Source organism: Salinarchaeum chitinilyticum (genome assembly GCF_055390775.1).
This window is the reverse complement of the sequence record NZ_AP043888.1, coordinates 836,206-859,986: the sequence shown is the minus strand read 5'-3', so window position 1 is coordinate 859,986 and position 23,781 is coordinate 836,206. Positions and strand designations below refer to the sequence as shown.

At 67.8% G+C, this 23,781-nt stretch carries 23 protein-coding genes; 12 read left to right on the top strand and 11 right to left on the bottom strand.

Features of this window, described 5'->3' with window-relative positions:
• Positions 1–249: 249 nt before the first annotated feature.
• From ACZ5KP_RS04210 to mutL, 4 genes are all read right to left on the bottom strand, one after another.
• Positions 250–702, bottom strand: a complete 453-nt coding sequence (locus tag ACZ5KP_RS04210) for a bifunctional nuclease family protein (RefSeq protein ID WP_460920211.1) — start codon at positions 700–702, stop codon at positions 250–252.
• A gap of 104 nt (positions 703–806) precedes the next feature.
• Positions 807–1,406, bottom strand: a complete 600-nt coding sequence (gene pdxT / locus ACZ5KP_RS04205; protein ID WP_460920209.1) for a pyridoxal 5'-phosphate synthase glutaminase subunit PdxT — start codon at positions 1,404–1,406, stop codon at positions 807–809.
• A gap of 123 nt (positions 1,407–1,529) precedes the next feature.
• On the bottom strand, positions 1,530–1,694 hold the full coding sequence (locus tag ACZ5KP_RS04200; protein ID WP_460920206.1) for a preprotein translocase subunit Sec61beta: 165 nt from the start codon (positions 1,692–1,694) through the stop codon (positions 1,530–1,532).
• Between the two features lie 99 nt (positions 1,695–1,793).
• The gene (mutL, locus tag ACZ5KP_RS04195; protein ID WP_460920204.1) at positions 1,794–4,061 is read right to left on the bottom strand and encodes a DNA mismatch repair endonuclease MutL; all 2,268 of its coding nucleotides are present in this window, start codon (positions 4,059–4,061) and stop codon (positions 1,794–1,796) included.
• A gap of 194 nt (positions 4,062–4,255) precedes the next feature.
• Between mutL and ACZ5KP_RS04190 the strand changes: the two genes are divergently transcribed.
• Positions 4,256–4,483 (top strand): DUF8106 domain-containing protein, encoded by a 228-nt coding sequence (locus ACZ5KP_RS04190; protein WP_460920202.1) that lies wholly within the window; start codon positions 4,256–4,258, stop codon positions 4,481–4,483.
• Between the two features lie 115 nt (positions 4,484–4,598).
• Here the strand turns inward: ACZ5KP_RS04190 and mutS are convergent, their stop codons facing one another.
• From mutS to ACZ5KP_RS04175, 3 genes are all read right to left on the bottom strand, one after another.
• Complete coding sequence (mutS, locus tag ACZ5KP_RS04185) at positions 4,599–7,367, bottom strand: DNA mismatch repair protein MutS (protein WP_460920200.1); 2,769 nt, start codon at positions 7,365–7,367, stop codon at positions 4,599–4,601.
• A 105-nt stretch (positions 7,368–7,472) separates the two neighbouring features.
• Positions 7,473–8,168, bottom strand: coding sequence for a helix-turn-helix domain-containing protein (locus tag ACZ5KP_RS04180; protein ID WP_460920197.1), 696 nt, complete (start codon positions 8,166–8,168; stop codon positions 7,473–7,475).
• A 134-nt stretch (positions 8,169–8,302) separates the two neighbouring features.
• Positions 8,303–8,569, bottom strand: a complete 267-nt coding sequence (locus tag ACZ5KP_RS04175) for a HalOD1 output domain-containing protein (protein WP_460920194.1) — start codon at positions 8,567–8,569, stop codon at positions 8,303–8,305.
• Between the two features lie 182 nt (positions 8,570–8,751).
• On the opposite strand from ACZ5KP_RS04175, the gene ACZ5KP_RS04170 reads away from it, so the two are divergent.
• A complete protein-coding gene (locus ACZ5KP_RS04170; protein ID WP_460920192.1) occupies positions 8,752–9,519 on the top strand; it encodes a LysE family translocator in 768 nt (255 codons plus the stop codon).
• 45 nt (positions 9,520–9,564) lie between these two features.
• Here ACZ5KP_RS04170 and ACZ5KP_RS04165 read toward each other — a convergent pair whose 3' ends face one another.
• The gene (locus ACZ5KP_RS04165; protein ID WP_460920190.1) at positions 9,565–10,548 is read right to left on the bottom strand and encodes a GDP-mannose 4,6-dehydratase; all 984 of its coding nucleotides are present in this window, start codon (positions 10,546–10,548) and stop codon (positions 9,565–9,567) included.
• Between the two features lie 816 nt (positions 10,549–11,364).
• Here ACZ5KP_RS04165 and ACZ5KP_RS04160 point away from each other — a divergent pair.
• Complete coding sequence (locus ACZ5KP_RS04160) at positions 11,365–12,096, top strand: protein-L-isoaspartate O-methyltransferase family protein (RefSeq protein WP_460920188.1); 732 nt, start codon at positions 11,365–11,367, stop codon at positions 12,094–12,096.
• A gap of 28 nt (positions 12,097–12,124) precedes the next feature.
• Here the strand turns inward: ACZ5KP_RS04160 and ACZ5KP_RS04155 are convergent, their stop codons facing one another.
• Positions 12,125–12,637: a carboxypeptidase-like regulatory domain-containing protein gene (locus ACZ5KP_RS04155; protein ID WP_460920185.1), complete on the bottom strand. Its 513-nt coding sequence runs from the start codon at positions 12,635–12,637 to the stop codon at positions 12,125–12,127.
• Between the two features lie 141 nt (positions 12,638–12,778).
• Here ACZ5KP_RS04155 and ACZ5KP_RS04150 point away from each other — a divergent pair, with 141 nt between their 5' ends.
• From ACZ5KP_RS04150 to ACZ5KP_RS04110, 9 genes are all read left to right on the top strand, one after another.
• Positions 12,779–13,534, top strand: coding sequence for a queuosine precursor transporter (locus tag ACZ5KP_RS04150; protein WP_460920183.1), 756 nt, complete (start codon positions 12,779–12,781; stop codon positions 13,532–13,534).
• Between the two features lie 154 nt (positions 13,535–13,688).
• Positions 13,689–15,584, top strand: coding sequence for a S9 family peptidase (locus tag ACZ5KP_RS04145; RefSeq protein WP_460920181.1), 1,896 nt, complete (start codon positions 13,689–13,691; stop codon positions 15,582–15,584).
• Between the two features lie 103 nt (positions 15,585–15,687).
• Positions 15,688–17,697: an AMP-binding protein gene (locus ACZ5KP_RS04140; protein ID WP_460920179.1), complete on the top strand. Its 2,010-nt coding sequence runs from the start codon at positions 15,688–15,690 to the stop codon at positions 17,695–17,697.
• Positions 17,698–17,830: 133 nt separating this feature from the next.
• A complete protein-coding gene (locus ACZ5KP_RS04135; protein WP_460920176.1) occupies positions 17,831–18,172 on the top strand; it encodes a MazG nucleotide pyrophosphohydrolase domain-containing protein in 342 nt (113 codons plus the stop codon).
• A 48-nt stretch (positions 18,173–18,220) separates the two neighbouring features.
• Positions 18,221–18,898: a helix-turn-helix domain-containing protein gene (locus tag ACZ5KP_RS04130; RefSeq protein WP_460920174.1), complete on the top strand. Its 678-nt coding sequence runs from the start codon at positions 18,221–18,223 to the stop codon at positions 18,896–18,898.
• A 42-nt stretch (positions 18,899–18,940) separates the two neighbouring features.
• The gene (locus ACZ5KP_RS04125) at positions 18,941–19,984 is read left to right on the top strand and encodes a zinc-dependent alcohol dehydrogenase family protein (protein ID WP_460920172.1); all 1,044 of its coding nucleotides are present in this window, start codon (positions 18,941–18,943) and stop codon (positions 19,982–19,984) included.
• A gap of 79 nt (positions 19,985–20,063) precedes the next feature.
• Positions 20,064–20,861 carry an SDR family NAD(P)-dependent oxidoreductase gene (locus ACZ5KP_RS04120; protein ID WP_464761884.1) on the top strand — a complete coding sequence of 266 codons (798 nt, stop codon included), beginning with the start codon at positions 20,064–20,066 and terminating at the stop codon, positions 20,859–20,861.
• Positions 20,862–20,947: 86 nt separating this feature from the next.
• The gene (locus ACZ5KP_RS04115) at positions 20,948–22,177 is read left to right on the top strand and encodes an MFS transporter (protein WP_460920168.1); all 1,230 of its coding nucleotides are present in this window, start codon (positions 20,948–20,950) and stop codon (positions 22,175–22,177) included.
• A 48-nt stretch (positions 22,178–22,225) separates the two neighbouring features.
• A complete protein-coding gene (locus ACZ5KP_RS04110; RefSeq protein WP_460920166.1) occupies positions 22,226–22,627 on the top strand; it encodes a (R)-mandelonitrile lyase in 402 nt (133 codons plus the stop codon).
• Positions 22,628–22,657: 30 nt separating this feature from the next.
• Here ACZ5KP_RS04110 and ACZ5KP_RS04105 read toward each other — a convergent pair whose 3' ends face one another.
• Both ACZ5KP_RS04105 and ACZ5KP_RS04100 read right to left on the bottom strand, forming a co-directional pair.
• On the bottom strand, positions 22,658–23,260 hold the full coding sequence (locus ACZ5KP_RS04105; protein WP_460921120.1) for a DJ-1/PfpI family protein: 603 nt from the start codon (positions 23,258–23,260) through the stop codon (positions 22,658–22,660).
• A gap of 83 nt (positions 23,261–23,343) precedes the next feature.
• Positions 23,344–23,685: a glutaredoxin family protein gene (locus tag ACZ5KP_RS04100; protein WP_460920164.1), complete on the bottom strand. Its 342-nt coding sequence runs from the start codon at positions 23,683–23,685 to the stop codon at positions 23,344–23,346.
• Positions 23,686–23,781: the final 96 nt, after the last annotated feature.

Below are 23,781 nucleotides of genomic sequence, written 5' to 3'. Positions count from 1 at the left end.
GCCGCACTTCGCTCCCCGAGCCGTTCTCAGGGTGGACTCCGGAAGGGGCCGACCGCTCCGGGAAGCACGGCGACGTAAGCACTGCAGCGAGCGCTAGCGAGCGAAGCGCGCAGCGAGCCGCGCGACCGGAGCGGGAGGGGGCTTCCGAAGGCGGTCGCGGTCCAGCTCACTCCGCGGTTCGAAACTGATTTCCTCAGTAGTCGAATCGATCAGGAGCGCTCCACAGGAACGGACGACGAACCAGCGCGCTCAGGCCTCTTCGCGGAGCTCTCGAATGTCCTCGAGTTCTTCGAACTCCGCTGCGTCCTGGCGGCCTTCCTCGAAGACGGACTCGGCGATCTCGATCGGCACGTTCGTCCGGGCAGCCAGCGCCATCGAGTCGCTCGGACGGGCGTCGATCACGACGCCGTCGCGGGGCGTGTCGACGTGGAGGTCGGCGATGTAGGTGCCCTCCTCGGTGACCTCGCTGACGACGACGCGGTTCACTTTCCCGCCGAGTTCCTCCATCACGTCGAGCAACAGGTCGTGGGTCAGCGGGCGCCCGATGTCGGTGGCGTCGAGCCCGCGAGCGATCGAGCGGGCTTCCTCGAATCCGACGAAGATGGGGACGACGTCGTCCTCGTCGTCGACGGCGAGTACAACGACCGGGACTGGGCCCTGTGGCGTCCCCGCCACGCGAACGGCGTCGATCTCGGCGTTCATGCCGATACCGACGGTCGCCACGTGCAAAAGTCCCCACGAACGGCGACCCGCTCTACTGCAGGCCGTCGCGCGGTTGCCAGCCGGACCGAAGCGGCGACGGAGCCCTACGCGTCGGCCGCCAGCGGTTCGAACAGCGCGAGGTCGTGGATCCGGGAGTCGTCGGTGAGTTCGGGATGGAAGGAGGTCCCGACGATCGGCCCGTCCCGGACTGCGACGGGGCGGTCCTGTACCGTCGCGAGCACCTCCGCGTCGGCGCCGACCTCGTCGATCGCCGGCGCGCGGATGAACACCGCGGGAAACGGCGAATCGAGCCCGGTGACGTCGAGCGCTGCCTCGAAGCTGTCCTTCTGGCGACCGAAGGCGTTGCGCTCGACGGCGACGTCGACCAGCCCGAGTTCCTCGACGCGGTCGTCGCGCGCGTCTCGCGAACAGACGATGAGCCCTGCACAGGTCGCGAGAATCGGCTTGCCCGCGGCGGCGTGCTCGCGGATCTCGTCGGCGATCCCCTCGCGGTGGATCGTCCGCGAGATCGTCGTGGATTCGCCGCCGGGCATGAGGAGCGCGTCGCAGTCGGGGGCGACGCCAGCGGTACGGACTTCCTCGACGCGGACCTCCTGGCCGAGGGATGCGCCAGCCCGCTCGACTGCGGCGACGTGTTCGGCGACGTCGCCCTGGACGGCGACGACGCCGGCGGTGATCGTCATCGTCGAATCGGAGTGGCGCGGTGGACAAAAGCACGACGGACGGCTCCACGACGAACCGGGCAGAGGACGCGTCGCTCACCGGGCGACGCGCACCGAACGAAGCGGGGCTGCCAGAAACGGGGCTCAGTAGACGATCGTCAGCGTCTGGACGAACGCGCCCAGCAGGATGCCAAACGCCATCACGCTCTTGGGATCCATCCGGATCGCGTCGTTGTCCTCGGAGTCGAAGTACCGAACGAGCCCGGCACTGGACATCAGGCCGCCGCTGTTCTTTCCACTGCCACTCATGGTCGACGCTCGGGACCGGGGCCCCATAGGTCTTCCTCTCCGGGAGCAGAAGTGCACAGCGGCGAGAGCCTCGTCGGCGACGCAGCGTTTCGCCGTAACTCAGTCCCGCCGGCTCCCGTGGCCCGGATAGTCTCGCTCGAAGCGATCGGCGAGTTCGTCGCCGTCGATGCGGACGATCGTCGGCCGCCCGTGCGGGCACGCGAACGGATTGTCGCAGTCGTCGAGCGCCGAGAGCAAGGAGGTCACCGACCCCTCCGTCAGCGAGGTGTTGCCTTTGACCGCCGGCGCGCAGGCGAGATCACCTAGCAGTTCGTCGGCCATCGCCTCGACGGTGCCCTCGCCGTCGCCGCCGGCCAGCAGCGAGCCGAAGACGTCCCGGATCGCGTTCGGATCGAGCGTCTCGCCGAGGACGGTCGGCACGCTCCGCACGGTCAGCGTCCGCTCCTCGCGGTCGGCGTGGAAGCCGAGCCGGCGTAGCGCGGGCGCGTACTCGTCGTAGGTTTCCGCCTCCGTCGGCGTCAGGGAGAGCTCGACGGGATCGGCGAGCGCTTGCGCCGTCCCGGAGTCCACGGCCTCGCGGAGCCGCTCGTAGTGGATCCGCTCGTCGGCGGCGTGCTGATCGATCAGGAGCAGGCCGTCGGGCCCCTCCGCGACGAGGTACGTGTCCGCGTGCTGGCCGAGGACTCGTAGCGGCGGCAGCCGGTCGAACTCGGTGCTCCTGGCCGAGACCGACTCGCCATCGAGCGTGCGCTGGTCGGTCGCGGTGACCGACGGTTCGACGCGAGCGCCGAGCTGGTCGGTCCAGTCGCCAGCCTGTGGCGTGTCAGAGCGGCTGGGATCGCCGAGCGTGTCGGCGATCACGCTCTCCACCTCATCGGTCGCGGTTCCGTCCGTCGCGGCGGTCGTGGCCTCGGGCTCGTCGCCATCCGTCCTTCCGCCAGCGGCCGTCGACGAATCGGCGTCGTCGGCCGGAACGGCGTCGGGAGCCGCGCCCCCGGCCGAAGCGGCGTCGGAAGCTGCGTCTACAGACTGAGCGGACCCCTTTGTGGCTCCCCCAGCGGACGCCGGATCGGTTCCGCTCTCGGTGTCGGTAGATGCCGGCGCGGTGCCGTCGGGATCAGTGGACTGCGGGCTTGTGGCATCCGTTCGTTCGCGTTCGCCGTTCGCGTCGTCCGCGGATCCAGTCGTCGACGCCGGATCCCCACCACCAGGACCACTATCGTCCGATGGAACCGAGGTCTCAGCGGGCTCGGACGCGCCGCGCGGCGCGGACGCGCGGACGATCCCCGCGTCGAGCAGCGCGTCCCGAACGGCGTCCGTCACCGCGTCCTCGACCGCACCCTCCTCGTCGAAGCGCACGGCCTGTTTCCGGGGATGGACGTTCACGTCGACGCGGCCGGGCGGGATGTCCACGAACAGCACCGCGAAGGGGTAGCGCTCCGCGGAGAGCTGCCGGCCGTAGGCCTCGACGATCGCACCGCGCACCGTATCGCTGGCCACTGCGCGGTCGTTGACGTACGTCGCGAGATACTCCCGGCTCGCGCGGGTGGTCTCGGGCTCGCTGACGTGGCCGTGGACCCGCGCGACTGCATCGGTGTCGGGCTCGACGTCGACGTCGATCATCGACTCGGCGACCTCGCGGCCGTACACTGCCATGATCGCCGCGACGCGATCGCCGTCGCCGGTCGTCGCGAACACTTCCCGGCCGTCGTGAGTCAGGGAGATCGCGACGTCAGGGTTCGCGAGCGCGTACCGGCCCACAACGCGCGAGACGTGCCGGAACTCCGTCGCGGGCTCGGAGAGGTACTTCCGGCGCGCCGGCGTGTTGTGGAAGAGGTCCGTGACGATCACGGTCGTCCCGCCGGGGTGGGCCGCTGGCTCGACGGTCTCGACGTCGCCGCCGCGGTAGATGAGACGGGTGCCGGTGTCCGGCGCGGTGCCGGCAGCGTCGTCGCTGGGGCCTGGATTCGGTTTGGCGATCAGTTCGAGATTCGCCACCGCGCCGATCGTGTGCAGCGCCTCCCCGCGGAAGCCCAGCGTACTCACAGATTCGAGTTCGTCGGCGTCGGTGAGCTTGCTCGTCGTGTGCTCGCGCACCGCGGCCCGGAGGTCGGACTCGGCCATTCCCACGCCGTCGTCACGCACCTCGACGCGGTCGAGCCCGCCGTTCTCGACCGCCACCTCGACCCGGCTCGCGCCGGCGTCGATGGCGTTCTCCACGAGTTCCTTGGCGACGGACGCCGGACGCTCGACGACCTCTCCTGCCGCGATCTTGGCGATGGTGTCCTGATCGAGCGGCTGGATCTCGGTGTCGTCGGGCACGGACGGCTGCCCGGGATCGTCCACGTCGTCGGCGTCCTCGGTCACGTATGCTCGCTGGCTCCGGGGGACCAAAACTCCCGCGGGCTGGGACGGGGAGGGGCATGCGTTGGCGACTGGCGGTGGTTCCAGTTGTCTCCCACGACCCCGACCAAACACACCAGCACCACCATTGAATGCCCTCAAATGGCAATGTGATCCAGGTCCGCCCGCTTATCCCCTTCGAGCCCATAGAAGGAACAATGAGTCCCTCCACAAAACGGCCCGTCACGGCCCCTCCCAAGGCGACCCTGATCTGTCCGGCCTGCGGGCACGAATCGAACGTCGACGGCGACTGGATCCACGAGGTCCACACCGAGTTCACCGACTACGAGTGTCCGGAGTGTGGCGAGACGATCGCCTCCCGGCCCGAGCGCTCCGAGCCGCCCACCCGGAGCAGCGGGGCCGTCCAGTGTTGCTGCACGGACTAGCCACGGTCTAATCACCGGTATTTCTCAAGCCTGAGCGTTCCACCCGATCTTTGTTTGTCGCCACAGCTACACGGTCGTGACTCCGGACGAGGGCGACCGGTCGTTTCGCCGTGAATCAGGACTCCTCGAGGGATTCCTGCCACTCCTGCACCTTCGCCAGGAGTTCGACGGGTGCGGTCTCGTCGACGTCGACCTCGGTCAGCTCCGCGAGGACGGCCTGGGTCTCGGGATCGAGCCGCTCGCTGGCGTCGCCGGCGTCCTCGTCGGGGTCGGACTGCTCGGACGCGTCGGGTTCCCGCGACCGCTTCCCCGCGTTCGCCACTCCCTGTCCACCGTCAGCGTTGCGCGCGGACGAGGATCGGCTCGCCCCGCTCGCCTCACCACCGTCCGCGCTCGCGGTCCGCAGCTCTCCGCTCCCGACGTCGAAGACGACCTGCTGAGGCTCACCGTCGCCACCCCCGCTGCCACCTCGCGCCTCGATCGCATTCTCCTTGCGGAGCCGATCGAGCACGTCGCTGGAGCGATCGACGACGGGTTCGGGCACGCCCGCGAGGTCGGCGACGTGGATCCCGTAAGAACGATCGGTCGGACCTTCACGAACGGTCCGCAGGAACGTCACCTCGCCGTCGGTCTCCTCGGCGGCGACGTGGACGTTCGCGACGCGATCGAGGTGGTCGGCGAGCGTGGTGAGTTCGTGGTAGTGGGTGGCGAAGAGCGTCTTCGCGCCGACCTCGTTGTGGAGGTACTCCGTTGCCGCCCACGCGATCGAGATGCCGTCGTAGGTCGCGGTGCCGCGGCCGACCTCGTCCAGAATGACGAGGGACTCCTCGGTCGCGGAGTGGAGGATGTTCGCGAGCTCCTGCATCTCGACCATGAACGTCGAGCGACCCTGGGCCAGCTCGTCGAGTGCGCCGACGCGGGTGTAGATGCCGTCGACGAGGCCGATATCGGCCGCGTCGGCGGGCACGAAGCTCCCGACCTGCGCGAGCAGGACGATCAGCGCCGTCTGGCGCATGTACGTCGATTTCCCGCTCATGTTCGGGCCCGTGACGATGACGAAGCGGCGGTCATCGCCCAGACTCGCGTCGTTGGGAACGAACTGCGTCGTGGTTTCGACGACCGGATGGCGCCCGCGCTCGATCTCGACGGGACCGCCTTCGGGCCCGAGTTCGGGCCGGACCCAGCCCTGCTCGGCGGCGTGGGTGGCCAGCGAGGCCAGCGCGTCGACGGTCGCGATCGCGCGGCCAGCGTCCTGGAGCAGTGCGGCCTCGTTCGCGACGGTCTCCCGGATCTCCTCGAAGAGCTCGCGTTCCAGTTCGGCGCGCTCGTCCTCGAGGCGCAGAATCTCGCGCTCGCGTTCCTCCAGCTCCTCGGTGACGAACCGGTCGTGGTTCTTCAGGGACTTGATCTGGCGGAACCGCTCGGGTACCTGGTCGGCCTCGGAGCTCCCGACCTGGACGTAGTAGCCGTCGGTGGCGTTGCGATCCACGGTGACGTGGGTGAGCCCCAGTTCCTCGCCGACGCGGTCTTCCAGCCCGTCGATCCACTCGAGTGCGGCTTCGTGACGCTCGACGACACCGTCGAGTTCGTCGTCGTAGCCTCGGGCGATCAGCCCGCCCTCCGAGAGCGACGCCGGGGGCTCCTCCGCGAGCGCGGCGTCGAGTTCGGCGCGGAGGTCGGCGGCGGCCTGGCGGTCGGGTCGTTCGAGAATCGCCGGCAGCGGCGAGTCGGCGAGCGTCGCGTCGTCCTCGATCACCGCCTCGGCGGCGGGAAGGACGCCGAGTGCGTCGCGTACGCGCAGGAGATCGCTGGCGTCGGCGCTGCCGTGGGTAGCCCGACTCGCGAGCCGTGCGAGGTCCGACGCTTCAGAGAGCTCCTCGCGCAGTCGCTCGCGTGCGAGCGCGGAGGCCCCGAGCGCGTCGACGGCGTCGAGGCGCGTCTCGATCGTCTCCCGATCGCGTCGTGGGCGAGCCAGCCATTCGCCGAGCCGGCGGCGGCCCGGACTGGTGACGGTCTCGTCGATCGTCGCGAGCAGGGACCCCTCGCGGTCGCCCTGCATCGTCTCGGTCAGTTCGAGGTTCCGCTGGGTCGTGGCGTCGAGTGCGACGTGCTCGCGGTCGCGGTAGCGCTGGAGCCGAGTAAAGGAAGCGAGTACGCCAGCGCCGGTCGTCTCGACGTAGTCCAGCGTCGCGCCGGCGGCCTGGACCGCGGGCGCGGCCTCCTCCAGTCCGACGCTCTCGACCGCGCCGTCGCCGAACTGTTCGCGGAGGCGGTGGGCGGCCGCGCCAGGCGCGAACGCCTCGGCCTCGTGCAACGTCAGCGTGGCCCCGAGGTCGTTCCGGAGCGTCGCGATCGCCTCGTCGTCCTCCCGCAGATCGGGCCCGGGTAGCACCTCCACGGGATCGAATCTGGCGAGTTCGGCGAGCAGGTCGCCGAGGTCGCCGCCGACGCCGGTGACGTAGAACTGCCCAGTGGTGACGTCCGCGAGCGCGACGCCGTACCGGTCGGTCTCCTCGACGACGGTCGCGAGGTAGCGGGCGTCGGCGTCCGTCGTCGAGAGGAGCGTGCCCGGCGAGACCACGCGAGTGAGCTCGCGGGAGTGGTCGCCCCCCTCGTCTCGCTGGTCCGCGACGGCGACGCGGTAGCCCCGCTCGACGAGCGCCTGGAGATACGGCGTCAGCTCCGAGAGCGGCACGCCCGCCATCGCGTACGACTCGCCGCCGGAGGACTTCGAGGTCTGCTTGAGGTCCAGCTCCCGGCAGACCAGCTCCGCGTCCTCGCCGAAGAACTCGTAGAAGTCGCCGACCTGCATCGCGAGCACGTCCGCTCCCGACTCCCGCTTGAGGGTCGCGAACTCGCCGACGATCCCCTCCGCTGCGTCCATGTCCGTGGGCAGACGGCTCGGCGGCAAAACGATGTGGGTTCCGGGGCGGAACTGGTCGGCGCTCGCTCGGGAGAGTCCGTCCGTTCAAGCGGCGGGTGTACACCCTCAGGTCCGGTCGTCGACGAGGAACGTCACGATCTTGCGCTCGGCGGCACGGACGTGCTCCTGGAACGTCGTCGGGGAGATGCCGAGGTCGGCCGCGATCTCCTCGCCGGTCTTTCCGCGCGGACGCTGGTAGTAGCCGGCTTCGTGGGCCGTCTGGAGCACCTCTCGCTGACGGTCGGTGAGGTCGTCGAGGATCGCCGTCTGTAGTTCGGACTCACAGAGCAGCGGCGTCGGTTTTGTACGGGTGCGCTTGGCGACCAGTTCGACGGCGTGCTCGGTCTCGAACGCGTCGACGAGCGCCCCCGGATCGTCCGCGGGCATGACCTCCGCGACGATCTTCCCGCCGGCCGGCGTCCCTTCGACGGTCGTGGGGATGGCGCGGTGGTTTGCGAGATACTGCGCTGGACAGCCCTCGTCGACGGTGATCTCGACGAGCCCCAGCCCGTCCTCGTCGACCAGAACGCGCGCGCTGAGATCGTCGCGGTCGGCCAGCGTATCGACGACGCGATGGGGATCCGCCCCTGCCACGCTGAAGTACTCGACTTGCCGTCCGTCGTCGCGCGGAAGCTGCTTTTCCAGGGTGATCTCACAGTTCTCTCGCTGGGCGATCGACACGAACGGGTAGACCGGCTCCGTGATCGTGAACTCGACTTCGACGACGGAGCCGTCGTCAGATCGGGAGTGGTGGAGGGTCATTCTTCGAAGCTATTCGCGGACGACTGTTAACTGTTGAGGCGCATCCCGGTGGGCTGGCCCTGTGGGGATCGAGTACGGCGACTCGTCGTGTGAGTTCGTTGTTCTGGTGGCAGTAAACGCTGTAAGCTGGTCCCTCAGGTAGTCACCGTTGCTTCGGTGTACACCTCGACCGTGTCACTGGACCGAGCGACCACGTCGTAGCCCGCGAACTGGAAGCTGAGGTGACCGTCGGCGGATTCGCCCGAGAAGACGCCGTTCAGGCAGTCTGCGTCGATCGCAGCCTCCAGTGGTGGCAGGTCCCGAACCGGCGTGTCCGAAACCCTGCTTACCAGTTCACAGACGGCGACGCTCGTCGACGAACTGTCTTCGACGGTCGTCGATGCGAGGGGTCGGTCGGTCACAGTGCGACGCATGGCCCCTCATTCGCATAGCCGACGTGTATAGGTGATCCCTGTTTATGGCGGTCGACAATACGGATCGGGGCGCCACCGTGGCGTCGTTCGAACGCGCCCTGCCCGGGCGTGTCGAGAACTCGCACGATGCGCCCGACGCGCTTTTCTCACAGCGATCCATCGCCACGAGCGTGTCGCTCGCGACCTCGCTACTCGTCGGCGTCGCCTTCGGCCTCGCGATGGCCGCGCCGCCCGGCCCGATGAATGCCGTCATTGCGGAGGAGAGCGTTCGCCGGGGTTGGCCAGCGGGCGTCAAAGCCGGCCTCGGTGCGATGACCGGCGACGCGATCTTCTGCGTGCTGGCGTTCGTTGGCGTCGTCGAAGTCGTCCAGCACGCTCCGACGCTCCGGGCGGTGATGGTGGGCATCGGCGGACTCCTCATGTGCGTCTTTGCCGTGGACGCGGCCAGGAGCGTGCGCGATGAGCAGGCGCGAACGACCGAGGGCGACGGTCCACCACCGAATGGCGTCGACGATCGGGATTCCGGTGAGGTTGCCGACGCACCGCCGACTCCCAGCGACGCGGGATCGAGCACCGGGTTCCGGAAGGCGCTCGCGCTCTCGCTGACGAACCCCTACCAGATCGTCTTCTGGCTGACCGTCGGCGTCGGATTGCTCCGTTCCGGCACGCTCGACGTCTTCGCCCACGCGGCGTGGCTCGCGGACGCGACGGCGGCCATCGGCGGTCCCGGATCGCTGGTCGTCGAGACCGGAAGCGTCGCACTGCTGGTCGGCTTCTTCGGCGGCATCGGCGTCTGGATCACCGGCTACCCGGCGACCGTGGCCGCACTGGGCGAGCGCAGCGATCGCGCTGGCCCGATCGTCGCTGGCATCTCTGCCGTCGTGCTCGCCGGGTTCGGTGGGGTGTTCCTGCTCGACGCCGGGACGTCGTTGCTCTGAGGATCCGTTTTCCGAGCTACGGCCGTCGAGAATGAGCGCCCGTCTTCAGGAGTCCATGACGAGCGGCTCGTACCACTCCCGGTTCGCCTGGTACCAGTCGACGAACTGCTCGACGCCCTCGCGGATGTCCGTCGTGGGCTCGTAGTCGAGTAGCTCGCGTGCCTTCGACACGTCGGCGTGGGTATGTCGGGCGTCGGCCTCCTTCGCCTCGTCGTAGACGATCTCGACGTCGGCGCCGGTAACGTCGATCACGTGCTCGGCGAGCTCGGTGATCGTGATGTTGTCCGTCGAGCCGACGTTCACGTCCTCGCCGTCGGCGGCGTCGGTCTCGAGCAGCGAGCAGTTCGCCCGGACGACGTCGTCGACGTAGGTGAAATCGCGCGTCTGCTCGCCGTCGCCGTAGATGACCGGCGGCTTCCCGTTCAGACAGCGGGAGACGAAGTTCGAGATGGCCATGTTCGGGCGCATCCGCGGGCCGTAGACCGTGAAGTAGCGAAGGTTCACGACCGGGAGGTCGTAGACGTCCGTCCAGACCTTGCCGTAGTGCTCGGCGGTGAGCTTCGTCACGCCGTAGGGACTCTTCGGGTAGTTCGGGTGCTCCTCGTCGTAGGGCAGGTAATCCGGCCGGCCGTAGACCGACGAGGACGAGGCGTTGATCACGCGCTCGGTGTCGTGCTCATCGGCAGCCTGGAGCACGTGCAGGAACCCCGTCGTGTTGATCTCGTGGGGCTTCAGCGGGTTCTCGACGCTCGTCCGTACGCCCGCCTGCGCGGCCTCGTGGTAGACGTACTCGAACTCGTGCTCGGCGAACAGGTCGTCGACCACGGACTGGTCCGTGATCGAGCCGTCGACGTAGTCGAAGCGCTCGGGCGCCATCTCGCGGCACAGCTCGATGTTGTGCTCCTTGATCCCGACGTCGTAGTAGGGATCGAGCGGATCGAGCACCACCACCTCGTGGCCGCGATCGAGCAGGCCCTGGGCGACGTTCGAGCCGATGAAGCCCGCTCCGCCGGTGACGAGGATCGTCATACCGCTACAGTCGGTCGCATCCCGTTTGGTGGTTGCGGTTTTTGCGACGGGTGGATCGCTATTCTCGTTCGTACCGTCGGGATTCGGTCTCCGGGAATGCCCGCTTCGACTACTGAGGAACTCAAATTGGAGCGTGGGAGTTGGGTGGACCCCGACCGCTTGCGGAAGCCCCCTCCCGCTCCGGGAAGCACGGCGACGGTGAGCCGAGCGAAGCGAGTCTCTCGGCGCGAAGTCTTTCGGAATAAGCACTGCAGCGAGCGCTAGCGAGCGAAGCGCGCAGCGAGCCGCGCGACCGGAGCGGTCGTCCCCTTCCGAAGTCCCTCCCTGAGAACGATTTGGGGAGCGAAGCGCGGCGGAAAATCGGGCGCGCCCAGCACTGGGGATCGCCCGGCGGTCTTCGCTCGCTGGCGATCCACCGGAGCAGCAACCGCGACCAAATCCATCGGGTGGGACTGGAAGGGGCCGACCGCTCGCGTTCGCTCACGCAGCAAGCACTGAACGAGCGACCGAAGGGAGCGAGGGAAGCGCGTGGTTCGAAAGAGCGAAGCTCTTTCGTTATCACGAAAATCTTCGATTTTCGGCGACAGCAAGTAAGCGGGCGCGAGCGGGAGGGGGCTTCCAAGTGGTTCGCCGTCCAGCTCACTCCGCGGTCAGCGATTGATTTCCCTAGTAGTCGAATCAGTCAGATCGCACCCCAGACCGGCGACAAACCGTTCTTCTACGTTCGCTTCGTTTCGATGCGGGATCGGTCCCACTCCGTACCGGCGTCCCGCTTCAGGCGGGCGATTCAAGACCCTCCACCACGGAGGGCGGAGTATGGAACCCGCGGTGCTGCGCGACGATATGGTCGACAGCCTCGAGCACGAGGCCAAGGCCGTCGTCCGCAGTGACTCGGTGGGCCTCGCGATGCGCGAGGTCCCGCGCGAGGAGTTCGTCGACGAGGAGAAGGCCGCCTACGCGGACACCGCGCACCGGAGCCACGGCACGCGCGTCCTGGCGCCCAGCACCGCCGCTCGGCTGCTCGAGGCGCTCGAGCCGACGGCCGGCGACGAGGTGCTCGTCGTCGGGGCTGGCGTGGGGTACACCGCTGCAGTCATCGCGGAGGTCGTCGGTGCTCGCCACGTCCACGCGATCGACATCACGCGCCAGCTCGTGTTCGAGGCACGCAGTAACCTCGCCTCGGCGGGGTACTCGGCGGTCCTCGTCGACTGCCGCGACGGTGCGGAGGGGCTCGCGGAGTACGCTCCCTTCGACCGGATTCTCGTCGAGGCCGCAGCCGTCGAGCCGCCGGAACGCCTCGTCCGGCAGCTCTCCGAGGACGGGCAACTCGTGATGCCACTCGGTGCTGGCCAGCAGTCGCTGACGATCGTCGAGCCCGACGGCAGCCGACAGGCGCTCGGCGGCGTCGCGTTCGCCCCGCTGCTCGTCGAGGGCGAGCAGGCCGGTGCGGTCGAGCGGAATCGAACGGCGCGGGAGGAGCGCGAGCGCGCCGATCGGAAGGCCCAGCGCCGCGCCGGCTGGGAGCACGACTGGATCGACTGGGACTGATTACTCGTCGATGGTGGGCTTGTCCCGATTATTCGAGTACGAGGATCTCGCTGTTATCGCGCTTGTCCTTGAACTCGGAGTCCGGATGCTGGAGGTCGATCCCGAGGGTCCCCTGATCCTGGTTGGCCTCGAGTTCCGGTGAAACGTCCTCGAACGTCACCGTCCCGTCGCTGTCCGACTCCTCATGCATTGCTCCATCGGCGAGGGTAGCCGAGGATCCCTGAAGCACAACCGTCGTCCCCGAGATGGGGTCACCGCTCTGATCGACGACCGTGATCGTCACGTCTTGAGTGCCGTCCTCCGACAACTGTATCGTGTCTGGTTCCGGTTCGGCGTCGAGTTCGGTATTTCCGATCTCTCTGGTGTCGTCGATCATCGACATCATGACCGAGAGCGCCGCGACGCCGACGAGCAGCGCGATCACGAGCCGGATCGGCAGCCCCTCGATCGCGCGCTCGTCCTCGAAGATCGCCGTCGGGGAGCGGATCTCGATACCACTGGTTCGTGCCGGTGCGCCGCCGGAGTCGTCTGGGGACGGCATGGCGACGAGTCGCCGCGGCTTCCTACGTAAAGGCCCGGACGAGCCGACCGCTCCAGCGTCCGACCGCGTATCCGCCGTTCGATCGGATCGGTCAGCGCCGGATCGAACCCTCTTTCCCGAACGCCCGCTTGGCCGGGAGTAATGAGTGCCGACACGTCCGCGTCGCGCCGCGAGGCTCCTGTCCCGACGATCGGGCAGGTCGCGCTGATCGCGCTGTTCGTCACGTCCCTCGTGACCGCCCAGCTCACGGCGACGAAGATCCTGGCGTTCGATCTCCCGTTCTCGCTGCCGGTCGTCGGCGCCGCGATCACGCTGCCCGGTGCCGCGCTCGCGTACGCGGTGACGTTCCTCGCGACGGACTGCTACAACGAACTCTACGGTCGCCGACCGACCCAGCTGCTGGTCAATGTCGGCTTCGCGATGAACTTCGTCCTGCTCGCGCTCGTCTGGTCGACGATCCTCGCGCCGGCTGCGGGACAGGGCGTCCCCGCCGACCAGTTCGAGACCGTTCTCGGCGCCGGCACGAACGTCGTGATCGCCAGCCTGCTCGCCTACGTCGTCAGCCAGAACTGGGACGTGCTCGCCTTCGACTGGCTCCGCGAGCGCACCGACGGCGAGCACCTCTGGGTGCGCAACATCGGCTCGACGGCTTCCAGCCAGGCCATCGACACGGTGATCTTCGTCACGGTCGCCTTCGGGATCCTGCCGCGTCTGCTCGGCATCGGGGGCGTGTTGCCCTGGGATCTCGTCCTCGAGTTGATCGTCGGGCAGTACCTCCTGAAACTGCTGATCGCGCTGGTCGACACGCCGTTCGTCTACGGCATCGTCGCCGCGATCCGCGAGCAGGAGGCTGGCGAGGACTCCGGTGGCGCTGACGCGCTGGCGTGGCGGTCGTAGGCGCGTCGCTCCACGGCTGGATCGACGAAATCGGCGGATTTTGACCGTTCGCGGCAGGATCGGTGGACGGATTTCGACGCCACTGGGCAGAAATCCACACGAACGTTCCGCCGGATTCCCAAGCATTGATTCCCCGGCGGGCGAGCGTTCGGCTATGCCACAGCGAAGCGACTCACAGGACGTTCTCGAATCCCTCGCGAGCCTTCCCTCCTTCCACCACCCGACGGCATCGCCCGACGGCGACACTGTCGCGGTGTACTACGACGACACCGGCCGGAACGAGCTCCACCTGATCGACGTCGAGAGCGGCGAGCGCAGCGTCGTCACCGACGGCGAGGTGCCACGCAACGCGCGCTGGCCGATGGCGTGGGGACCGGACGGCGACGTCCTCTACTACCATCAGGACGAGGGCGGCAATGAGCAGAACGACGTCTGGCAGATCGATCGCGACGGAAACGGCGCGACCCCCGCCGTCGAGATGGACGGCCAGGTCTCGCTGGAGGCCGTGGCCGACGACGGCACGATCTACGTCGGCTCCACTGCCGACGGGCAGATGAACGTCTATCGCCAGGCGCCCGGGGGCGAGCCCGAGCAGATCACGGACTACGACCGCGCCGTCTACGCCGTGGAGCTCGCTCCCGACGGCGACCGGATCGCCTACGCCACCAACGAGGCCGAGGACTACAACAACGTCGACGTCTACGTCGCAGACGCGGACGGCTCGAACCCGCGAAACCTCGAGATCGGCGAAGTCGGTGCCGAGTCCGGTGCCCTGGAGTGGGGTCCCGAGGGCGACCGGCTGCTCGTGTCGGACAACTCGACGGACCTCGCACGTGTGGGCGTCTACGAGTTCGCCGATGACGAGGTCACGTGGTACGGTCCAGGTGAGTACGAGGAGAGTCCGGTGGCGTTCCTCGAAGATGACGACGGACGGACTGACCGGATCGTCGCGGTGCGGACGCGCCGCGCCGCCAAGGTACCGGTCGTCTACGACCTCGAGACCGGAGAGGGCAGGGAGCTCGACGTGCCCGCGGGCGTGACGATCCCGGCCGGTGGCGGCCGCGCCTCCGACGGCTCCCCACAGCTCGCGGACGACCGACTACTCCTGACCCACACGACGCCGGACCGCCGGCCCGAGCTCCTCGCGTACGACCTCGCGACCGACGAGACGACGGTACTCCTCGCGGCGGAGTACGGATCGTTCGATCCCGACGACTTCGCCGACGCCGAGTACCTCCGCTTCGAGTCCGACGGGGTGCCCGACACCCGGCAAGCCGCCGTCGAGCACGAGCCCTACGAAACGTTCGAGATCGGCGCGCTGTTCTACGACGCGGGCGAACGGCCGTCCCCGCTCATCGTCAACCCCCACGGCGGCCCCCGAGCCGCGGACACGCGGAGCTTCGACCTCTACACGCAGTTCCTGGTCCAGCAGGGCTTCAGCGTCCTCCAGATCAACTACCGGGGCTCGACCGGCCGCGGTCGCGCCTTCGTCGAGGAACTCTACGACGACTGGGGCGGCGCAGAACAGGGCGACGTCGCCACCGCTGCCGAGTTCGTCCTCGATCGCTACGACTGGCTCGACGACGACCGCGTCGTCGTCTTCGGCGGCTCCTACGGCGGCTACTCCACCTACTGGCAGCTCGTCCAGTACCCCGACCTCTACGACGCCGGCATCGCCTGGATCGGCCTGACCGACCTCGACGTGATGTACGAGGAGACGATGCCGCACTTCAAGACGGAGCTGCTGGAGAAGAACCTCGGGACGCCCGAGGACAACCCCGAGCTCTACCGCGAGCGCTCGCCCATCGAGTACGCGGAGAACCTCTCCGCGCCGACGCTGCTCGTCCACGGCGTCAACGACCGTCGAGTCCCGGTCTCCCAGGCACGGATCTTCCGGGACCGGCTGGAGGAACTGGGCTACGAGGCCGAGGACGACTTCGAGTACGTCGAACTCGGCGAGGAGGGCCACGCCTCCTCGGACATCGACCAGAAGATCCGGCTGTTCGAGATCCTCGCCGACTTCCTCGACCGGCGCGCGTCCGCCGAGTGAGCGGCGACCGATCCTGCCGACCGCGCTTTCTGCGGACACTCGGGGTCGGGAGATGGCGGCAGTTTGACCAAGAACTATGGGGAACGTTCGCTACAGATTAGCTATGGACACGCTCGAGGACATCGACGACGTCGTCCACGAACCCGACCCGGAGTTCGTCGAGTCGACGAACGTCTGGCAGTTCATGCAGCACTACGGCATCGAGGACTACGAGTCGCTGATCGAGCGGACGACGACCGAGATCGAGGGCGAGCCGGACTCCGGCGTCGAATGGTTCTGGGACGTTCTCCCCGACGAACTGGGGATCGAGTTCGACGAGCCCTACGACGCCGTTCGCGACGATGCCGACGGGCCGCAGTTCACCGAGTGGTACCCCAGCGGGCGGATCAACGCCGCCCACAACGTCCTCGATCGCCACGCCGCGCGCGACTCGGGCACGCGCAACCACGTCGCCTGCATCTGGGAGGGCGAGCCCGGCGACGTCCAGAAGATCACCTTTCAGGAGCTCCGCCGACAGGCCGACCGCGTCGCGAACGCACTCGAAGCGCGCGGGATCGAGCAGGGGGACACCGTCGGGCTCTACATGCCGATGGTGCCGGAGGTCATCGCGATCCTCTACGGCTGCCTGAAGGCCGGGGCGATCGCGGTGCCGATCTTCTCGGGGTTCGGCGTCGACGCGGTGGAGACGCGACTGGGCGACGCCGAGTGCTCCGTGCTGTTCACCGCGGACGGGTTCTATCGGCGGGGGGACCACGTCTTCCTGAAGGACACTGCCGACGAAGCGATCGAGGCTGCTGGCTGCGTCGAACACACCATCGTCTACGATCGCCTGGGCGCCAGCGATCCCGATACGGGTGTCGACGTGCTCTGGCACGACGATCGCGACGAGTGGTGGGCCGACGCCGTCGCGACGGCGGACGATCACTACGAGACGAAGTCGCTCCCGAGCCAGCATCCTGCAATGCTCCTCTACTCCTCGGGCACCACCGGCCAGCCCAAGGGGATCGTCCAGCCCCACGCCGGCGCGCTGCTCCAGTCCGCCAAGGAGATCTACTTCGGTTTCGACCACCAGCCCTCGGACCGCTTCTTCTGGGTCTCTGACATCGGCTGGATGATGGGCCCCTGGACGCTGCTTGGCAACCACGCCTTCGGCGGCACGATCTTCATGTACGAGGGCGCACCGGACCACCCCGATCCCGATCGCTTCTGGCGGATGATCGACGAGCACGAACTCTCCGTGTTCGGCATCTCGCCGACGGCGATCCGTGCGCTTCGCAAGCAGGGCGAGGCGTGGCTCGACGGGCACGACCTCTCCTCCCTTCGCCTGCTCGGATCGACGGGCGAACCCTGGGATCCCGAATCCTGGCGGTGGTTCTACGAGCACGTCGGCGGCGGGGAGTGTCCGATCCTCAACATCTCCGGCGGCACCGAGATCTTCGGCTGCTTCCTCATGCCGACGCCGATCCAGCCGCTCAAACCCTGCACGCTTGGCGGCCCCGGCCTCGGGATGGATATCGACGTCGTGGATCCCGACGGGAACTCGATCCTCGACACCACCGATCGCGGGTTCCTCGTCGCGCGTGACTCCTGTCCCTCGATGACCCAGTCGCTGTGGTCGGGCGACGAGCGCTACCTCGAGGAGTACTGGTCGACGTGGGAGGATCTATGGGACCACGGTGACTTCGCCCAGCGCGACGCCGACGGCTTCTACTTTCTCCACGGCCGCGCCGACGACGCGATCAACGTCGCCGGGCGGAAGGTCGGGCCGGCGGAGGTCGAGGGCGCGCTGATCGACCATCCGGACGTGAACCAGGCCGCCGCCGTCGGCGTCGACGACGAGACCACCGGGCAGGCCGTCGTCGCGTACGTGGTGCTGGAGTCAGGCGTCGACGAGACGGACGACCTCCGGGCGTCGCTCGTCGAGTGGGTCGGCGAGGAGATCGGGAAGCCGTTCCGCCCCCGCGAACTGTTCTTCGTGGACGCGTTCCCGAAGACGCAGTCCGGGAAGATCATCCGACGGGCCATCGCCGGCACCTACGAGGGCGAGGAGTTGGGCGACATGTCCTCGATCGAGAACCCGGGTGCGCTCGAGGAGATCGAGGACGCGCGATGACCGAGGACGCATGATGAGCGAGGCCGGGCGATGACCGAGGCCGGGCGCTAACCCGTCCGAGGGCAGTGGCACGTCCGGCTGCGGTGGCGTGGGCTACCGCACGACTTTTCCACTCGCTCCCGGAGCATCTCGCATGGACGATTCCAGTTCTGGAGACGGCCCCGTCGTCGACGACCCACAGGATCGCGTCGCCGAGTTCGTCTCGACCCACGAACTCGAAGCACCGCCAGTCTATCGGCTGCTCGATCTCGTCTCCGAGACCGGCGAACTCGCCAAAGAGGCGGCAGTTTCGACGGACTACGGAAGCGATCCAGCGGAGCTAGAACTCTCCACCGACGAACTCGGCGACGTCTACTTCTCCCTCCTCGCGCTGGCCGAATCGGCCGACCTCGACGCCGAAGAAGCGCTCGCCGGATCGCTGGCGAAGTACGAACGGCGGCTCGCCGAGTACGACTCGGCGGGCAGCGGGGAGTAGCCTACGGTATCCGGTGCGTTAACTGTCGAAGGGACCAACGTCTGTCTCATGACGGTCACGACCGAGTTTCTCATCAGTTCGCCAGCCCTGCCGCTCGTCGATTTCGCCGCCTCGCTGGACTCGAACCAGTTCGAGTGCGTCCACGGCCTCTGTCGCGAGCACGATGCTCGCGTGTTCGTCGTCTACGTCGAGCCGAGCGAGGAGCTGACCGAGGCGGAGCTACTGTCCTTCGAGGAAGTCGTCGAGGCGACCTCGCTCGGGCGCGCGAGTGGCAGTGCCGTCTTTCAACTCACCATCGAACTCGCGGACGTGGTCTCCGAAGCGTTCGCGCCGGAGCGTTTTACCGCCGCCCAGATGGAGCCGACCGTCGTGACGCCGGAGGGCTGGTACGAGACGAAGCTGTTCCAGCACCACGAGGCGTTCAACGGGATGCGATCCCGATGCGAGGAGTTCGGCATCGACGTCGATCTGATCTCGATCGAACAGACCACCCCGGCGAGTGACGATTCGACCCCCTATGGACTCACGGAACGACAGCACGAGGCGCTGACCCTCGCCATCTCGCGTGGGTACTACGAGAGTCCACGAGCGGTCTCGACGGCGGAGCTGGCCGAGGCGATGGACATCTCCCAGCCCTCCATGTCGACGCTGCTGCGTCGCGGGGAACGACAGCTCCTCACGACGACGCTCGGTGCGGAACCACACTTGAATACACTTTCCAGCTAGCACCGAATTGAGGGCGGCTGCCGCCGAACACTGCACGAACACATGAAGGCAGCAGTGTACGGAGGCCCGGGCGAGATTCGTATCGAATCGCGAGCGGCGCCGTCGATCGAAGCCCCAACCGACGCGATCGTCGACGTCACGCACACCGCGATCTGTGGCTCTGACCTCTGGTTCTACCGCGGCGCTGAGGACCACGAGGACGGGGCGCCCGTCGGTCACGAACCGATGGGGATCGTGCGGGAGGTCGGTGACGCAGTCCGGCACGTCCAGCCGGGCGATCGAGTGTTCGCGCCGTTCTCCTCGAGCTGCGGGTCGTGTGAGTTCTGCCGGAAGGGGATCCACACCGCGTGTGCGAACCTCGGATTCTTCGGCCCGAACAGTGGTCGCGGCGCACAGGCCGAGCAGCTCCGCGTTCCCCAGGCGAACGGGACGCTCGTGCGAGTCCCCGATCGGTACGCCGACGACGAGGACGTCCTCGAGTCCCTGCTCCCGTTGACCGACGTCATGGCGACTGGACACCACGCCGCAGTCAGTGCGAATCTCGAGGCCGGCGATACGGCCGTCGTCATCGGGGACGGCGCCGTTGGCCTCTGTGGCGTGCTTGCGGCTCGTCGCATCGGAGCGGAACGGATCGTCGCGATGGGTCACCACGAGGACCGACTGGAGATCGCTCGCGAGTTCGGCGCGACCGACGTCGTGTCGGCTCGGGGCGAGGAAGCAGTCGCAAAAGCGCAGGAGCTCACCGGCGGCGGGGCGAACCACGTGCTCGAGTGCGTGGGTGCAGAATCGGCGCTCGAAACTGCTGCGCAGATCGTTCGACCGGGCGGCGACATCGGCTACGTCGGCGTCCCGCACGTCGAGAATCCAGCCTTCGTGGAGCAGCTCTTCTACAAGAACGCCTCCTTCACGGGCGGTCCCGCGCCGGTCCGGGCGTATGCCGAGGAGCTCATGGCCGACGTCCTCCAGGGTACCCTCGATCCCTCGCCGATCTTCACCAAGACGGTCGATCTCGACGGCGTTCCGGAGGGGTACCAGGCGATGGACGAGCGCGACGCGATCAAGGTCATGGTGAAACTCGATGGGTGAGCGAGGACAGTCGAGGACCCGCCCAGGAGGGCCTGAGACCGATCGACAGGTCTGGTTCGTCACGGGGACGAGCCGCGGGATGGGCCGCGAGTTCGCCAGGGCCGCCCTCGACGCGGGGCACGCGGTCGTGGCCACCGGCCGGGATACCGACGCCGTGGCCGAGGCCGTCGGCGCACACGACGACCTCCTCGTCACGGAACTCGACGTCACGGACACCGACGACGCCGAGGCGGCGACGGCGGCCGCCGTCGAGCGGTTCGGCCGGATCGACGTGCTGGTCAACAACGCGGGCGTCTCCTACAAGGGCTTCTTCGAGGAGATGACGATCGAGGAGATTAAGCATCAGCTGGAGGTGAATCTCTTTGGCCAGATGTACGTCACGCGGGCCGTCCTCCCGGTCATGCGCGAGCAGCGTTCCGGCCACATCATCACGATCTCTTCGGGTGCGGGATTCTCCGGGTTCGCGTTCAGCTCGGCCTACGCCACCGCGAAGCACGGGCTCGAAGGGTGGATGGACGCTCTGTACGAAGAGGTCGGGCCGTTCGGCATCGACACGACGGTCGTCAACCCGGGATTCTTCCGTACGACCCTGACCGAAGAGCGGTCGATGCCTTTCACCGACCCGTCGATCGACGACTACGACGAGCGCAGAGCCGAGCAGATGGCGTGGTGGAAGGACCAGGGCGGCGAGCAGCCCAACGACCCCGCCAGGCTCGCCGACGCGCTCGTCGAGATCGCCGGCGAGGACGATCCTCCCCGCCGGTTCGTCGCGGGCGAGGACGCGATCGAACTCGCAGAAGCGAAGGTCACCGAACTCGCCGAGCAGATCCACGCCTACCCCGAGCTCTCGCGATCGATGGCCTACGACGATGCGTAGCCGACCGAGTACCGGAACGGCGAGTCAGACCACGATGCTAGATCCGAACGCGCCGATCGACGACGGACGCTGGGGGCGGAGCTGCGATGACTGAGATAGCGGAGTCCGAGAGGTACGACGACGCGATCGACTCCGCCCGGGGCTGGCTGCTGGTCGCTCTCGGGGTTTGTATGTTGACTCTTCTCTGGGGAACGCTGTTCACCTACACCGTGTACGTCGACCAGCTGTCGGCAGCGTTCGGTCTGACGTCGTTGCAGGCTTCGGCCGTCTTCTCGATCACCTCCGCGATCTTCCTGCTGTCCGGTGGCGTCTTCGGCGTGGTCGCCGCCCGTTTCCCGCTCCGGCCGGTCGTCGCGAGCGCGGGCCTCGGACTCGCGGTCGTTGCCTGGGCGGTGCAGATCGTCAACTCCTACGCCGGATTGCTCATTGCGTTCGCCCTGCTGGGGATGGCGGGTGGGACGGCATTCATCGTGGTCGTCTCGCTCGTTCCGCAGTGGTTCGACGCCTACCAGGGTCGTGCGATGGGGATCACGATGACAGGCAACGGCCTCGGCGTCCTGACGGTCCCGTTCGTCTGGCTCTGGCTCTTCGACCGCGTCGCGTTCCAAACCGCGTTTGGCGTGGTCGCCGGTGGGGCAGCCGTCGTCGTCCTCGCGTCCAGTCTCGTCTACCGTCGCCCGCCGGGCCACACCGGGACTACCACGACCGCGGACCTGTCCTGGCTGCGTCGTCGCGTCGCCGATCGCCGGTTCCTCGGCGCCGCGATCGGCTATGGCCTCCTCTGGGGCTGGTACTACGTGCTCTCGGCCCAGCTCGTCGACATTCTGACCGGCAACGGGATCGATCGTGCGGTCGCGGCAGGTGCTTTCGGAATCGTCGGTGGCGTCAGCATCGTCGCGCGCGTCGGTGGCGGTGCCGTCGGCGATCACGTCGGTCGGCGAACCGTCTTCGTGGCCTGCGTCGGGGTCGCGGCGGCGTGCGTGCTCGTCCTCCCCGTGGTCGGCTCCCCACTTCTGCTCTACGTCGTCTTGGCCGGGTTCGGGATCGGCAACGGGACGCTCGCCGCGCTCTGGTCGCCGATCGTCCTCGATAGCTTCGGCTCTGAGAACGCGACGGCGACCGTGGGCCTGCTCAACGCCGCGACCGCCGGCGCCGCCTTCCTCTCACCGCTCGCCGTGAGCGCGCTCCGAAGTGCCACCGGCGGCTACGGGATTCCGCTCGTCGCCCTGGCGGTCGTCACGGTCCTCGGCGTCGTGCTCTTCTACTGGGGAACCGCCCACGATCCCCGCAAGGGTATAAACGCCCCATCTGGATAGCATCGAATCAAAGTCGATCCGCACACACCGCTCCCGTGGGTACAACTGATGGACGTTACTCGAGCCTGTTCACAGGCCTCCGTCGAGGGGCCCGAGGAGTATTTCACCGGCAACGCACGGATCGATCCGCTGTTCGACCCCAACGACGACGCTCGCGCTGCGGCGGCGAGCGTCACCTTCGAGCCCGGCGCTCGCACCGCCTGGCACACCCACCCACGCGGCCAGCGCCTGATCGTGACCAGTGGCTGTGGCCTGGTCCAGCGCGAGGGCGGCGAGATCGAGGAGATTCGGGCCGGCGACGTGGTCTGGTTCCCACCCGGCGAAAAGCACTGGCACGGCGCGAGACCCGACAAAGGGATGGCGCATGTCGCGATTCAGGAGGAAGCAGACGGCGAGGTCGTCAGCTGGCTGGACCACGTCACCGCCGAGGAGTACGATCCGGACCACTGACAGGCGGCGGAGCCCGCCGACCGTGAGCGTTCAGTCGTCATCCGCGGCCGCGGTCTGTGGCTCGCCGTGATCGATCTCGGTGCCGAGCACGTCGAGGAACTGCGAGAGCCACTCGGGATGGTCCGGCCAGGCCTGCGCGGTGACGAGGTTGCCGTCGGTCACGACGCCGTCGACCCACGAACATCCCGCGCGTTCACACTCCGCCCGTACGGCGGGGTACGACGTGGCGGTCCGACCGTCGAGCACGCCAGCTGCGGCGAGAATCTGCGGGCCGTGACAGAGCGTCGCGACCGGCTTGTCTTCCTCGAAGAAGTGCTGGACCGTCCCGATCACCTCGTCGTAGGTCCGGAGGTACTCCGGCGCGCGGCCGCCTGGGACGACGAGCGCGTCGTAGTCGGCGGGATCGATCTCCGCGAGCGAGGCGGTGATCTCGAAGTCGTGGCCGCGCTCCTCGAGGTAGGTCTGGTCGCCACGGAAGTCGTGGATCGCGGTCTTCACCGTGTCTCCCGGATCTTTCTCGGGACAGACGGCGTCGACGTCGTGGCCGACCATCTGAAGCGCCTGGAAGGGCACCATGTTCTCGTAGTCTTCGACGAAGTCGCCGGCGATCTGGAGGATTTTCTTGCCAGTCATTGGCATGCACCGCTCGAAACTACGGCGTCCGACAGGATAAAGCTAGCTCCGGCTCGGGGAACGAGATCGCGAACCGCCGCCGCTCAGACCGTCAGCGTCTCTTCGAGCTCGCCCTTCTCGTCGAGCTCCGCGAGCACGTCGCTCCCGCCGACGAACTCGCCGTCGACGAACGTCTGGGGGATCGTCGTCCAGCCGCTGTGTTCCTCCAGCGCCTCGCGATAGGCGTCGAGGGCCTCGAGCGTGTCCACCGTCGCGACGTCGTCGCGGTGCTGGCCGATCAGCCCGAGTGCGCGCTTGGAGTAGCCACACTGGGGCATCAGCTCGTTCCCCTTCATGAACAGGACGACCTCGTTCTGTTCGATGGCGGCGTCCACCTGCTCCTGGACCTCCTCCGGCGAGAGCGACGGTTCGGACTCGAATGACATAGTGTCGCGTAGCCGGCGAAGCGTCAAAGGCGTTCTGCAGTCGGTGCGCGCGAATAGCTTCCTGGATCGACGACTGAAACAGCGCGACGCCGGGTA

Coding starts and splice junctions, on each gene's coding strand:
- ACZ5KP_RS04210 (WP_460920211.1), bottom strand. CDS start 702: ATGAACGCCGAGATCGACGCCGTTCGCGTGGCGGGGACGCCACAGGGC.
- pdxT (WP_460920209.1), bottom strand. CDS start 1,406: ATGACGATCACCGCCGGCGTCGTCGCCGTCCAGGGCGACGTCGCCGAA.
- ACZ5KP_RS04200 (WP_460920206.1), bottom strand. CDS start 1,694: ATGAGTGGCAGTGGAAAGAACAGCGGCGGCCTGATGTCCAGTGCCGGG.
- ACZ5KP_RS04190 (WP_460920202.1), top strand. CDS start 4,256: ATGAGTCCCTCCACAAAACGGCCCGTCACGGCCCCTCCCAAGGCGACC.
- mutS (WP_460920200.1), bottom strand. CDS start 7,367: ATGGACGCAGCGGAGGGGATCGTCGGCGAGTTCGCGACCCTCAAGCGG.
- ACZ5KP_RS04180 (WP_460920197.1), bottom strand. CDS start 8,168: ATGACCCTCCACCACTCCCGATCTGACGACGGCTCCGTCGTCGAAGTC.
- ACZ5KP_RS04165 (WP_460920190.1), bottom strand. CDS start 10,548: ATGACGATCCTCGTCACCGGCGGAGCGGGCTTCATCGGCTCGAACGTC.
- ACZ5KP_RS04160 (WP_460920188.1), top strand. CDS start 11,365: ATGGAACCCGCGGTGCTGCGCGACGATATGGTCGACAGCCTCGAGCAC.
- ACZ5KP_RS04155 (WP_460920185.1), bottom strand. CDS start 12,637: ATGCCGTCCCCAGACGACTCCGGCGGCGCACCGGCACGAACCAGTGGT.
- ACZ5KP_RS04150 (WP_460920183.1), top strand. CDS start 12,779: ATGAGTGCCGACACGTCCGCGTCGCGCCGCGAGGCTCCTGTCCCGACG.
- ACZ5KP_RS04145 (WP_460920181.1), top strand. CDS start 13,689: ATGCCACAGCGAAGCGACTCACAGGACGTTCTCGAATCCCTCGCGAGC.
- ACZ5KP_RS04140 (WP_460920179.1), top strand. CDS start 15,688: ATGGACACGCTCGAGGACATCGACGACGTCGTCCACGAACCCGACCCG.
- ACZ5KP_RS04135 (WP_460920176.1), top strand. CDS start 17,831: ATGGACGATTCCAGTTCTGGAGACGGCCCCGTCGTCGACGACCCACAG.
- ACZ5KP_RS04130 (WP_460920174.1), top strand. CDS start 18,221: ATGACGGTCACGACCGAGTTTCTCATCAGTTCGCCAGCCCTGCCGCTC.
- ACZ5KP_RS04125 (WP_460920172.1), top strand. CDS start 18,941: ATGAAGGCAGCAGTGTACGGAGGCCCGGGCGAGATTCGTATCGAATCG.
- ACZ5KP_RS04120 (WP_464761884.1), top strand. CDS start 20,064: ATGGGCCGCGAGTTCGCCAGGGCCGCCCTCGACGCGGGGCACGCGGTC.
- ACZ5KP_RS04115 (WP_460920168.1), top strand. CDS start 20,948: ATGACTGAGATAGCGGAGTCCGAGAGGTACGACGACGCGATCGACTCC.
- ACZ5KP_RS04110 (WP_460920166.1), top strand. CDS start 22,226: ATGGACGTTACTCGAGCCTGTTCACAGGCCTCCGTCGAGGGGCCCGAG.
- ACZ5KP_RS04105 (WP_460921120.1), bottom strand. CDS start 23,260: ATGACTGGCAAGAAAATCCTCCAGATCGCCGGCGACTTCGTCGAAGAC.
- ACZ5KP_RS04100 (WP_460920164.1), bottom strand. CDS start 23,685: ATGTCATTCGAGTCCGAACCGTCGCTCTCGCCGGAGGAGGTCCAGGAG.